This window comes from Microbacterium pasadenense (assembly GCF_047246565.1).
Taxonomy (GTDB): Bacteria; Actinomycetota; Actinomycetes; order Actinomycetales; family Microbacteriaceae; genus Microbacterium.
In genome coordinates this window covers 1-11764 of sequence record NZ_JBFOKN010000003.1, presented here as the reverse complement: position 1 = coordinate 11764, position 11764 = coordinate 1, and the positions used below count along the sequence as shown (strand labels likewise).

10 protein-coding genes are annotated in these 11764 nt (G+C 72.2%); all 10 read right to left on the bottom strand.

What is annotated here, in order from left to right; all coding sequences use genetic code 11:
• Window positions 1-234: 234 nt before the first annotated feature.
• Entirely contained in the window at window positions 235-729 is a 495-nt protein-coding gene (locus AB3M83_RS10660) for a methylated-DNA--[protein]-cysteine S-methyltransferase (RefSeq protein WP_412947905.1), read from the bottom strand.
• Window positions 726-2222, bottom strand: coding sequence for an AlkA N-terminal domain-containing protein (locus AB3M83_RS10655; RefSeq protein ID WP_412947904.1), 1497 nt, complete (start codon window positions 2220-2222; stop codon window positions 726-728). The genes AB3M83_RS10660 and AB3M83_RS10655 overlap by 4 nt, the downstream gene beginning before the upstream one ends.
• A 69-nt stretch (window positions 2223-2291) precedes the next feature.
• Window positions 2292-3980, bottom strand: coding sequence for an ABC transporter substrate-binding protein (locus AB3M83_RS10650; RefSeq protein ID WP_412947902.1), 1689 nt, complete (start codon window positions 3978-3980; stop codon window positions 2292-2294).
• Between the two features lie 8 nt (window positions 3981-3988).
• Window positions 3989-4213 carry a hypothetical protein gene (locus AB3M83_RS10645; RefSeq protein ID WP_412947900.1) on the bottom strand — a complete coding sequence of 75 codons (225 nt, stop codon included), beginning with the start codon at window positions 4211-4213 and terminating at the stop codon, window positions 3989-3991.
• A 108-nt stretch (window positions 4214-4321) separates the two neighbouring features.
• The gene (locus tag AB3M83_RS10640) at window positions 4322-4612 is read right to left on the bottom strand and encodes a WXG100 family type VII secretion target (RefSeq protein ID WP_231370862.1); all 291 of its coding nucleotides are present in this window, start codon (window positions 4610-4612) and stop codon (window positions 4322-4324) included.
• A gap of 122 nt (window positions 4613-4734) precedes the next feature.
• Window positions 4735-5295: a GAD-like domain-containing protein gene (locus tag AB3M83_RS10635; protein ID WP_412947898.1), complete on the bottom strand. Its 561-nt coding sequence runs from the start codon at window positions 5293-5295 to the stop codon at window positions 4735-4737.
• Between the two features lie 9 nt (window positions 5296-5304).
• Window positions 5305-5934, bottom strand: a complete 630-nt coding sequence (locus tag AB3M83_RS10630; protein WP_412947896.1) for a polymorphic toxin type 15 domain-containing protein — start codon at window positions 5932-5934, stop codon at window positions 5305-5307.
• A gap of 3 nt (window positions 5935-5937) precedes the next feature.
• A complete protein-coding gene (locus AB3M83_RS10625) occupies window positions 5938-6642 on the bottom strand; it encodes a WXG100 family type VII secretion target (RefSeq protein ID WP_412947894.1) in 705 nt (234 codons plus the stop codon).
• Between the two features lie 57 nt (window positions 6643-6699).
• Window positions 6700-11292, bottom strand: a complete 4593-nt coding sequence (locus AB3M83_RS10620; protein WP_412947892.1) for a type VII secretion EssC family protein — start codon at window positions 11290-11292, stop codon at window positions 6700-6702.
• 58 nt (window positions 11293-11350) lie between these two features.
• Window positions 11351-11764 (bottom strand): FHA domain-containing protein (locus AB3M83_RS10615; protein WP_412947890.1); only part of this gene is annotated, 414 nt, incomplete at its 5' end.

The window sequence follows — 11764 nt, the reverse complement described above, 5'->3', positions numbered from 1 at the left end:
GTGCGCGGGAGATCGGGGCCGACGGCCGCGAACGGAAGAGTGCGAGCGGAAGGTCTACCGCTCTGACGTCACCCCTTGCGGGCGGAGGGTCCGGCGGCGAGGGAGGCGACGGACTTCGTGGGAACGATTTCCGGATACATGGCTTCCTCCTGGCTTCAGCCGAACGGGGTCGACGCGGCGTGCGCGACAGCCCTCCAGGTTAGACCGGGTCCGCCACGGGAGGCAAGCGTTTTCTCAGCGGATCGTCGCCTCACGGGCGAGCAGGCGCTCCTTCACCGGCAGGCCCCAGGCGAAGCCGCCCAGCGCGCCACCGGTCCGGAGCACCCGGTGACACGGGACGAACAGAGCCGGGGCGTTGCGCGCGCAGATGGACGCCGCGGCGCGGACGGCTCCCGGCGAGCCCAGCGCGGCAGCGAACTCCGTGTAGGTCAGCGGGCTCCCCGGTGCGATCGACCGCAGCGCCGCCCATCCCGCCCGCTGCAGATCGGTGCCGCGCTGGGCGACGGGGACCGCGTCGATGGCGGCGAGGTCGCCGTCGTAGTACGCCGCGACGGCGGCCGCGGCATCCGTCCGCCCGGAGTCGACCTGTGCGGGCCGGTGCCGGGGGTGCAGCCGCACCAGGATCGCGGCCGGGTCCGCCGTCCATCCCGAGGCGAGGACCCGTCCCTCCGACTCGAGGATGGTGAAGGCGCCGTCGGCCGTGTCGACGGTCTCGATCAGTGCGGTCATGGCGTGGTCTCCTCGGGTGCGGGAAGGGCCCGCCACGCCTGCGTGACGGGGGCGGCGTACCAGAGGTGCGCCATCAGGTAGCTGCGCCAGGGAGCGACCCGGCGTGACCACTCGGTGAGCCCGCGGGCGTCGTCGGGGATGCCTGCCGCGGTGGCGCCCGCGCGCGCGGCCACGTCTCCGGGCAGCAGCACGTCGGGATCGCCGAGGACGCGCATCCGCACGTAGTCCGCCGTCCAGGGCCCGATGCCGGGGAGCGCGAGAAGGGCGGCGCGCTGCTCGACCGGGTCGTCCCCCGGGCTCAGCCGGAGTGCGCCGTCGGCGAGTGCGGCGGCCGCGCCGACGATCGAGCGCACCCGCGCGGCCGGCCCGCGGAGCACTTCCGCGCCGGAGGCTGCCACGGTCTCGGCCGTCGGGAACAGGATGGCCGGCCCGCGGACGGTGTCGACGGGCTCGCCGAGGTCGGCGACGAGACGCCCCATGACGGTCCGGGCCGCCGCCACGCTGATCTGCTGGCCGATCATGGCGCGGATCAGCATCTCATCGGCATCCATGGCGGCGGGCAGACGCACTCCCGGGACCCGGGCGACGAGCGGACGCAACTCGGGATGCGCACCGAGGGCCTCGTCGATCGCGGCGGGGTCCGCGTCGAGGTCGAACAGCCGCCGCACCCGGGCGATCAGCACGGACAGGTCCCGCAGCGTGGTGAGTTCGGCCTGCATCCGCAGTCGGCCGCCGGCGTCCTGGTGCACCTCGAACCAGGCGGTCCCGCCGGGAAGGCGCACGACCCGGCTGAACGATCCCGCGTCGCCCACCTCCAGCCCGGGGACGGCGTGCGCACGGAGCCAGCCGAACACGCCGACGGCGTCGAAGGGCTCGCGGACCGGCAGCGTCAGGTCGATGCGCCCGGGCCGGGGACCGCCGCCGGTGCGGCGGGCGCGCAGCTGCGTCGGCGGGAGCGCGAAGACCTCGCCGACCGTCTCGTTGAACTGCCGGATGCTCGCGAAGCCCGCGGCGAAAGCGACGTCGGCGACGGGCAGGTCGGTGTCGACCAGCAGCGTGCGCGCGGTGTGGGCACGGTGGGCGCGGGCGAGGGCGAGCGGTCCTGCCCCCAGTTCGGCGGCCAGCAGCCGGGTGAGGTGCCGGGTCGAGTACCCGAGGCGCGCGGCGAGGCCGGGGACGCCCTCCCGGTCGACGACACCGTCGGCGATGAGACGCATCGCGCGACCCGCGACGTCGCTGCGCACATTCCACTGCGGCGATCCGGGCGTCGCCTCGGGCAGGCACCGCTTGCAGGCGCGGAACCCGGCTTCGTGGGCGGCCGCGCTCGTCGGGTAGAAGGTGACGTTCGCCGGTTTCGGGGTGCGCGCCGGGCAGCTCGGCCGACAGTAGATGCCGGTCGATCGGACGGCGGTGACGAACTGGCCGTCGAAGCGGACGTCGCGCGCATCGATGGCGCGGTAGCGCTCGTCGAAGGTCATCGCGGCGATCGTCATGACCTCAGCCTGTCACGCCTCCCCGACACCGGCTCGCGGAAATCGGACACAACGATGCGCCGGCCGGCGTCAGCCCGCGGGGGCCCACTGCGCGATCCCCGACATCACCGGAGCCCGCGATCCGTTGCGCACCGTCACACTCGACAGCCCCGGGTCGACGATCGTCACCCGCGGGTTCACGGCGATCGGACGTGCGACGGCGGCGTCCACGATCGTCCGCTCGATCCGGGCCGTCAGCTCGCGAGCCGCGTACACGTCGACCGTCTCGGCGAGCGTCGCGATGAGGTCGTCCCGATCGGCGTCGGCATGCCCGGTGACGGATGCCGCGCCCTCGCTCCCCCACTGCGCCGCCATCTCGTCCGGCGTCTGCGGGATCCTCACGCGGTCGATCACGGCGTTCCAGCCGCCGCCCGACAGCGCCTTCGAGACGTCGTCGCTGCCGCAGTCGGCGACCGCCCAGCCCGCCTCCTTCGCGGCCTTCTGCAGGGCCGTGAAGGCCCCCGCGGCGAACGCGCTGCCGCGGTCGTACAGGACGCACACGCGCGTCCTCGCCGGCACCCCCGCGCGCGATCGGTCGAGCGGCGGGTCGTCGGCCGGCGTGCCGAGGGCGTCGGTGAAGCCGGAATCCTCGTTGACGATGTCGAATGCCCGCGAGCCGGGGGCCGCCACCATGGACGTGCTCTTCGCGTACACCCGCGCCCATTCGCCGGCGCCCGCGGCGACCATCTCATCGGCCGGGACGACCCGCAGGAACGCGGCCCGCGCCGCCCGGTCGGAGAAGATCCGGTCCGGCCGGAGCAGGACGCTCCACACCGTGCCGTCGTGCGTCGCCTGCACGGCGAAGTCACGGCGCTCCTTCTCCCGGATCGGCCCGCGGTTGTCGGCGGTCGGAGCGAGCGTCACGAGATCGAGCGAGTCGCCGACGGCCGCCGCCGGATCCTTCCCGCGCGGGACCAGGTCCACGCGTGCGATCCGGGGCGTCGCCGCTCCCCGGTAACCCGGATTGGGCACGAGCCGCACCGTCTGATCCCCTCCGGAGCCGTCGATCCCGTCCAGCAGGTAGGGGCCGCTCGAGATCAGCACCTCGGGGGCGGTGTCGCCGTCCGCCGCGATCTCGAAGGCCCGGTCCCACTCCTCCGCGATCGCCGCGGTCGCAGCCGCATCGCGCTCCGCCAGCGCACGGAGGACGGCCTGCTTGGCCTCCATCGGGTCGTCCAGCCCGAAGGCGCGCTCGCCGACGACGTGCGCGGGCACCGGAGCACTCACCGCGGTCTGCCAGGAGATGGTCGGCGCGGGGAAGGTCACCTCGATGGCGCGTGCGAACTCGTCCACCACGGGAGGGGCCGGAGCCTCGTCCTGCGAGGATCCGCCGTCGGCCGCGAAGGCACCGGCGGCCCCTGCCCAGCCGAGCATCAGATCGGCCGCGTCCACGGGGATGCCGTCGGACCACGATGGCTCGGCCAGGTCGTACCGCACGGTGAAGGGATCGTCGCCGGCGATGGACGCCGTCCCGAAGCTCTCATCGGGGATGAAGTCGCCGTCCACGGTGTCCCCGAACCGGGAGCGGGTCGCGGCGGCGATGTCGAGGTTGCCGGCCGTCGGGTGCGCTGCCGCGTTGAGCGAGGTCAGCTCCGCCGACCATCCCACGACGACGCTGCTGCCCGGGACGACGGAGGGCGGTGCGGTGGGTGCGCAGGCGGCCAGCCCGACGGCCGACAGCACGACGACGACGGCCGCGCCGCGGCGGGAGGAGTGCATCGTGGGCGTCAGGCGTAGTCGGTGCCGTCGTCGAGCTCGGCGGCCATCTCGCGGTACGGCTCGCTCTCTTCGCTCTCGAGCCAGCTGCGCGCGTACTCGAGCAGCACGGCGGGCGAGTCCTCCGCCTCCGCGGCCGACGAGAACGGCCCCAGGCAGTCGGCCGACGGGCGTTCGTCGTCGCGGACGACCGACTGCGTCGTGAGGTTGTACCAATAGGTCTGCGACGTGGTCATCGGCTCGACACTCCGTTCATCTCCCTGATCCTAATCACCCCTGACACGAAGAACGGGCCGCGGTGCGGATCGTTCGATCGCACCGCGGCCCGTGTCGTCGCGGGAGGCTCAGCCGCCGGCGAGCTCCGCGTCCGTGTCGCGGATGCGGTCCGCCATGCGGTCCAGCGCCTGCGCCATGTCGTTCACGGCCTCAGCCGCGTCGTCGAGCGAGGTCGTGAGCTCCGAGTACGCGGTCGAGTACGCCTCGGAGGCGTTCTCGGTCTTGAAGCCGTCCTGCACCAGGTCGTCGATGATGCCCTGGAGCTCCTTCAGCGTGTCGGTGACGGTCTGACGACCGTCGCGCAGCCGCTGTGCCGCGCTCTCCATCTCGCTGTACGTTGCACCGAAATCGTGTGCCATGAACCCGCCTCCCAGCGTGTCGTCGTTGTGCGAGCGCCCGTTCAACCCCCGCGGGATCGATGCTAGCGAAGGTTCTCAGACCCACCTATGGGGAGAACTACCCACCTGGGCGCGATGGGCGGTCAGTGGCCGATGGGTCCCTGCATGTCGACCATCAGCTGGATGGCCGTGAGGGTCTGCCGCTTGTGCAGCGTGTCGACGGTCCCGGGGCCGCCGAGCGAGGGAAGCGGCACGAAGATGAAGGAGTCGTCGAATGCCGGCGCCCCCTGCTGCGCGACCGCGTCGGGGAACACATCCCAGTTCAGCGTCCGGGACAGGTGCTTGGCGCCTGCGGCCCGCGTCAGGGTCAGGAAGGTCGCGGCCTTGCCGAGCCCGACACCGCGGTTCTCGCGGAAGATCAGCGCCACGAGCGAGTCGATGCCCGGCTCCCACAGGATCAGGTCCCCGAGACCGGTGACCATCACCGGGATGGCGACGCCGTCGCCCTGCGTCTTCCCGACGCGATCCCCGAGCTCGGCCTCGTACACCGCCGGATCGATCACACGCAGGAAGCCCTCGCCGAAGGTCCCCTGGCCGTAGCTCTCCCAGATCTCCTGGATCTCCGCCGGGACGCGCCCTCGATAGGCTTCGATGACCTCGGGATCGACGGGCGCGTGCGGGATGAAATCAGCGAGCTCCACCATGCCCACAACCTACCTGAAGACCACGTTCATGCGGACCCTGCTGAGGTCCGCACCGGGGTTCGCCTCGAGGTATCGGGCGACCGCCGCATCGATGTCCCCCACGCGGGTCCGCCACTGCGACCCCAGCGAGGAATTGATCCGGGAATCGCCGACTCCCGAGATGTCGGTGACGTCGCCGCCGGCGATGCCGTCGAGACGGTGGGTCGCGGCCTGGGTCCGCAGCCAGTCGCCGGCGTTGCGGGTCGCCTCGTCGTAGTCCTGCCCCTCCGACACCAGTTCGACGATCTTGTCCTCGAGCGCCGCATCGCGCGCGTACTGCTGCTCGCGGAGCGAGTCCGGCGTGCGACCCCGGTCGAGGTAGTCCGCCCGGTTACGCCGCCATTCGTCCACCGGCATCCGCTGCAGTGTCTCCATCTGCTCGTCGTACTGGCGGCTGTACTCGGCGGGATCGTGCTTCTTGTTCCGCCGGAACGGCTTCAGAGTCACCTCGAGGGTGTCGAGCTCCTCGACCCCGTCGCGGTTCCGTCGCTGCGTCGTCCGCAGCCCGCGCACCATCTCGCCGAGCTGACGACCGTGCACCGGAACGTCGTCCAGCGCCCGCAGCATGGGCCTGATCAGTTCGTCTCCGACTTTGCCCATCGTTCAGTCCCCCGTGATGTTGAGCCCGGCGAGATCCGCCATCAGCCGGTCCATGAGCGATTCGATGTCACCGGCGCGCAGGTCGAGCTCCTCCTCGGCCTGCTCGAGGGCCTGGAGATCCGCGTAGAACTCGTCGGGGTCGCCCGCGACCGCCTCCACCACGGGCGCGTTCACCGCCGCGGAGATCACTCCCGGCAGCTCATCGGCCAACGGCTCGATCACCATCGGCAGCACCTGGTTGAGCGCCTGCTCGATCGCGATGTCGACGGCGGCGTTCAGCAGCTTCTTCTTGATGATCAGCATCGGTCCGGCGCCGACGGCGGTGATCGGGTTCGTCAGCATCCCCACGAGGGCGATCATGGTGGTCGTCACGTCGGCGATCACCTTCACCTTCAGGCCGAGGACCACGCCGGCTGCGAGATCCATGCCGGTGGGCACGGGCCCGAGGAGGTCGACGAGGCGCTGCAGGTTCTGCGAGCGGTTGGTGTTCCACGCCGATACGAACGCGGGACCCGCGCGGCCCCGCATGGCTGCCGCGAGATCGCCGTTCACCTTCCGGTCCAGCGCCTGGAGCGACTCCTCGAGCTCATCGCGGAAGGTGCCGACGATCTGCGCGCCACGCCGCAGCTCGTCCTCGTCGACGTCCGGCCACTCGAACCCGAGCTTCTCCATCACCCAGATCAGCTCGTTCGGCAACATCATGCCCATGACACATCACCTCCCCCGCAGGTTACGCAGGAGGAGGCGAGATGCCCATGGGGAGAACTACCCGCCGGGGACGCGGGCAGGCACCTCGGCCGGGACGCTCGCCCGAGCCGCGGCCCGCGTCGCCGGCACGCCACCATCGCCGGCGCGCGGGGCGGCGTCGACCACCAGCGGCATCTGGAGGGTGACGGCACGCCCCGCCTGGACGAAGATCCCGCGCCCGACGGGGAAGTCCGACCGCTTGACGCGGCCGAACGGCGTCTTGAAGATCGCCTCGCCGTCGTAGGTGTCGGGCTTGAGCACGATGCCCTGCCGACCGGACTTCCACTCGCCGAGCACCCCGATGCTGCCGCTGGCGCGGGTGATCTCGGCATCGCCGACCAGCAGGTGCTCGCTGTCGTTCATCGCCTGCAGCAGAGCCCGCATGGGGCGGTCGGCGACGCTGTCGGACAGGTGCGGCATGTCCTCGATCACGATCATGATCCGCCCGCCCGGCGCGTCGCTGACGACGAGCTCCGCCAGCTCGGTCGCGAGGTCGCGCTCGTCCTCCGGCCGGGTGGCGCTGCGCACCCAGGGTCGGAAGTCCTTCAGATCGGCGCGGCGGCTGCCGAAGTGGTACAGCCGCACGGACGGGTCGAAGCGCTCCATCGCGACGACGAGCGCCTTGAGCGCGTTGGTGCGGCCCGACGCCGGCGGACCCGAGACGACGAACGACCCGATCGGCTCGAACCCGCGCGGCGCGAGGGTGTCGTCGGCGACGCCGAACACCGGCATCCCATCGACCTGCGCGGGCATGTCCGACGAGGGGACGGACGTCGGCAGCGCGCCGATCTCGGGCAGGTCGCGCACGCCGGCGGCACGCAGCCGCTCGCCGAGCGCGCCGAGCGCCTTCGTCTGCTCGACCGCGTTCGAGGTCCCGCCCAGCACGGCGATCTGAGCCTCGTGGCCGTCGATGACCGCGCGCCCGGGCGCGGACTGCTCGTCGAGCACGTCGCGCGGCGTGCCGAGGAGCATGTACTGGGACGGGTCGCCCATCCGCAGCACGACCCGGCGGGAGATGTTCGAGGCGACCGCGCTCGGCACGGCGTTCCCCCGGTCGGCCGTGATGACGGTGTGCACGCCGAGCGTCCGCCCCTCGCCGAGGATGCGCATGAAGGTGCGGTAGAACGGGCCGCGACCGGGCGCGACCTCCCAGTCCTTCTTGAAGTCGGGGAAGTTGTCGATCAGGAGGATGATGCGCGGCAGCAGCGGATCCGCGATGTCGCGGTACTCCTGCAGCGTGGCGGCGCTCGCGGCCGAGAATGCGGTCGCGCGACGGTCCATCTCGGCGTCCAGGGTGCGAAGCAGTCGCTGGATGCGCTCGACGTCGCCGCCGTCGACCACCGACCCCACGTGGGGCAGAGCCGCGAGGGCGCCGAGCGCTCCGGTCGCGAAATCGAGGCAGTACACGTTCACGCGGCCCCGGTCGGGCCGCATGCCGGCTGCGGTGCCGATCGTCTTCAGCACCGTCGACTTGCCCGACCCGGAGGTGCCGTAGACGACGAGCGAGCCGTCCCGGTCGGGAACGAACGCCGCGGCTTCCTGGCGCTGGTTCTCGGGGACATCCATGAGGGCGATCGGGATCCGCGTGTCGCCGTCGTTCGCCAGGCTCGCGAGGTCGACGAGCGGCGACAGGTCGTCCAGCCAGGGCCGGCGCGGGCGCGGCAGGCGCGCGAGCTCGCTCGCGCGCACGAGCGTCGACACGATCCGCTTCTGGTCGTTCGGCCCGAGGTCGTCCGCGTGGGACTCCGACTCGGCGGGGCGATCGGGCTCCCACTCGACGGCGGCGCCGAAGCGCAGCTCCGCGACGCGCACCTCGGCCACCGTGGTGTCCTCGTCGCCGGTCCAGGCGCCGGTGTAGGCGGACTGGAACGGCACCAGGCGGCCCGGGCCGGTCTTCGCGATCGCGCGACCGGGCACGGTCGCCGGGAAGCTCGCGGCGATCTCGTCGTCGACGACGTCGCGCGAGTCCGACTCGTCGGCCATGCGCAGTGCGATGCGGAGGTTCGTGTTGGCGCGCAGGTTGTCCTTGATGACGCCGGCGGGGCGCTGCGTGGCCATGATCAGGTGGATGCCGAGGGAGCGACCGCGCTGGGCGATGTCGACGACACCGTCCACGAACTCGGGCATCTCCGAGGCGAGCGCCGCGAACTCGTCGATGACGAGGACGAGCGAGGGCGGGCACTCCGGGTCCTGGCGCTTCTCCAGCTCGAGGAGGTCCTTCGCCTTCTTGCGGTTGAGGAGGTGCTCGCGGTGCTGCAGCTCGGCCCGCAGACTCGTGAGCGCGCGGCGCACGAGGTGCGGGTTCAGGTCGGTGACCAGGCCGACGCAGTGCGGCAGGTCGACGCAGTCCGCGAAGGCCGATCCGCCCTTGTAGTCGACGAACAGGAACGTGACCCGGTCGGGGCTGTGCGCGGCTGCCATGCCGAGCACCCAGGCCTGCAGGAACTCGGACTTGCCGGCTCCGGTCGTGCCGCCCACGAGCGCGTGCGGGCCCTGCGTGCGGAGGTCCAGCGCCATGGCGTCGCTGGCGCCCTGACCGATGATCGCGCGCAGCGTGCCGGCCTTCTTCAGGCGCGGTCGCGGGGTCGGCGAGCGATCGAGGATCGTGTTGTTCTGCCGCCAGCGCTCGATGACGAGGTTCGGGTTCTCCGCGATCGCCGGATCGACGAGCTGCAGGAACATGACGGAGTTCGGGATGTCGGAGGCGTCGTGGACGACCGTGCTGGCGTCCACGACCGGCGCCAGTCGCCGGGCGAACATCTCCATGTACGTGTTGGAGACGCCCTCCACGTTCACGTGCTCGAAGCGCTCGCCGCTGCGGACCAGTCCGACGCGGGCATCCGACAGGTCGTCGGACAGCTCGATGTAGCTGCGGCAGACGGCCGGGAGCGACTCGACGGTCGACGAGACGAAGACGGCGTGCACGCCGTGATCCGCGCCCCGCTCCAGCACGTCGGTGAGGCGACCGCGGTCCACGGGCGCATCGCCGGTGACGAACACGACGACCGAGATGGGCGGCGTGCGGGGGCGGTCCTCCGCGGCGCGCGCGACATCGGTGCCGTACACGAGCGGCTTCCAGTCCTCCTTGAACGGACCGCGCGGCTCGCCGGAGTCCCCCGCGGCCACGCGGCGGACGTACTCCTCGAGCGAGTTGAGCAGCGCGGCGCCGGTGGGCGCCGAGTCGGCGAGCGCCATGCCGCGGAAGGGGCTCCGCTCCGCGGAGGTGTGCGGCAGCCACTTCAGCCACTCGAGCTCCGGGGTCCACGCGGCGTCGGCGAACGCCACCGTGACGAGGTCGTTCGGCGCGTGCAGCCCGAACAGCTGGACGGCGACCCCGCGCATCGCGTCGGCGACCAGGGTCCGCGGGCCGGCGATGCCGATGGAGCCCGCGGCCGACAGCGTGTCGAACACCGGCACATCGTCGACGGACGCGTAGCGCTCGCGCAGCCGGTCCACGCGGTCGATGAACTCGGGAAGGCCGTCGGGGGTCTCGGCATCGTCGATGGAGTTGCGAGCGGGAAGCGAGCACGTGCCGAGCCGGAGTCCGAGGAAGTTCCAGTGCTCGCGCCGGCGCGTCCAGAGCATCGGCCCGAGCCGCATGGCCTGGTCGAAGACGTCCGCGACGGGCGGCGCCTCGGCGTTGCGCGCCAGCTCCTCTTCGGGCTTGCCGCGGAAGAAGTCCTCCTCGAGCTGCTCGAACTGCCGCTCGAACAGCAGCCGCTCGTGGTTCTCGCTCTTCTTGCTCTGCACCGACTGGTTGATGATGTTGCCGAGGGCCATGAGCGGCGTCATGACGATCAGCAGGAGCGAGCGGGGGTTGCCGTTGAGCGCGAACAGCGCGGCGCCCATCAGGATCGGCGCGACCATGATCGGCCAGGGGAAGATCTTGCCGAGCTTCTCCGTCGGCAGGCGCGGCGGCTTGAACCGCGTGCCGGGGTAGCGCACCTCGACGCGCGGGCTGCGGTTGAACAGCAGCCCGCCGCCGCGCTCGATGACGGGATCCTCCGCCGCCGCGCCGTCCCAGGACCGGGTGAGGTAGAGCACGAGCGTCGTCCCGCCGATGACGAAGGGCCTGCCGTCCTCGACGCGCACGCGCTGCATCTCGACGCCGTCGACGAGGACGCCGTTCGCCGAGTTGAGGTCGACGACCTCCGCATGGGCACCGACCTCGATGCGCGCGTGGCGCTTGGAGACCATCGGGTCCGCGAGGACGATGTCGTTGCTCGGGTCGCGTCCGATCGACACGTGGCCGGCCGAGAGGGCGAACTCCTGCCCGGCGAGGGGCCCGGACGTCGCGCGGAGCACTCCCGCGGCTTCGCGCCGGTCGGTCGAGACGTAGCCGGCGCCGTAGTTGACGAGGGATGCCGCGAACCCGGATCCGATCGGCGCTTCGCCGATCGGAAGGTCGTGCTGCAGCTCGACCAGGCGCGCACCCGTCGGGGGCGCGACGGCCAGCGTGAGGACGTCGCCCTCCGCGAACGGCACCGAGCGGGCCGGGTCCGAGGCGGCGATGTAGCGCGCCACGTCTCCGACGGTCGCGGTCGAATCGGCCGTGACGACGATGTCGACCGGGTCGCTCTCGTAGCGGTGCAGGGTCAGCTTCAGCCGCATGGCTCTCCTCTGAGGGGGTGCGTCCGGGACGCGGGGGTGCGGGAGGATCCGGCATCCGTCATAGCGGGACCACCTCGGCATGACGGTCGCCGAGCCGGATCGTGTCTCCGCCGGCTGCGGTGGCGGCGACACCGGGGGGAAGCTCGTGCTCCTCGCCGGAGCGGATCACCGCGGTGCCGTTCGTCGAGTTCCAGTCGAGCGCCTCGACGCCGCCGGGGACGGGGCGCAGGAGGGCATGCGTCTTGGAGAGCGAGCGGCTGGCGTCGGTGAGGCGCATCGTGCGGGCGCCCGGGACGGCGGCGGCGTCGGGGTCGCGGCCGACCAGCACGGCCTCGAGCAGCGGAATGGTCTCGCCGGTGTCCATCCGGAGGCCCCAGCGCGGCTCGGGAGCGGGCACGGCGGCGGGCGCCGGCTCGGGCGCCGGTGCGGCGGCGGGCGGCCGCTCGGGCGCCGGCGCGGCGACGTCCCGCAG

Bases quoted from the DNA above. Each gene is read 5' to 3' on its own strand.
- AB3M83_RS10640 (WP_231370862.1), bottom strand. From the start codon at position 4,612: ATGGCACACGATTTCGGTGCAACGTACAGCGAGATGGAGAGCGCGGCA.
- AB3M83_RS10630 (WP_412947896.1), bottom strand. From the start codon at position 5,934: ATGGGCAAAGTCGGAGACGAACTGATCAGGCCCATGCTGCGGGCGCTG.
- AB3M83_RS10635 (WP_412947898.1), bottom strand. From the start codon at position 5,295: ATGGTGGAGCTCGCTGATTTCATCCCGCACGCGCCCGTCGATCCCGAG.
- AB3M83_RS10645 (WP_412947900.1), bottom strand. From the start codon at position 4,213: ATGACCACGTCGCAGACCTATTGGTACAACCTCACGACGCAGTCGGTC.
- AB3M83_RS10660 (WP_412947905.1), bottom strand. From the start codon at position 729: ATGACCGCACTGATCGAGACCGTCGACACGGCCGACGGCGCCTTCACC.
- AB3M83_RS10625 (WP_412947894.1), bottom strand. From the start codon at position 6,642: ATGGGCATGATGTTGCCGAACGAGCTGATCTGGGTGATGGAGAAGCTC.
- AB3M83_RS10620 (WP_412947892.1), bottom strand. From the start codon at position 11,292: ATGCGGCTGAAGCTGACCCTGCACCGCTACGAGAGCGACCCGGTCGAC.
- AB3M83_RS10655 (WP_412947904.1), bottom strand. From the start codon at position 2,222: ATGACGATCGCCGCGATGACCTTCGACGAGCGCTACCGCGCCATCGAT.
- AB3M83_RS10650 (WP_412947902.1), bottom strand. From the start codon at position 3,980: ATGCACTCCTCCCGCCGCGGCGCGGCCGTCGTCGTCGTGCTGTCGGCC.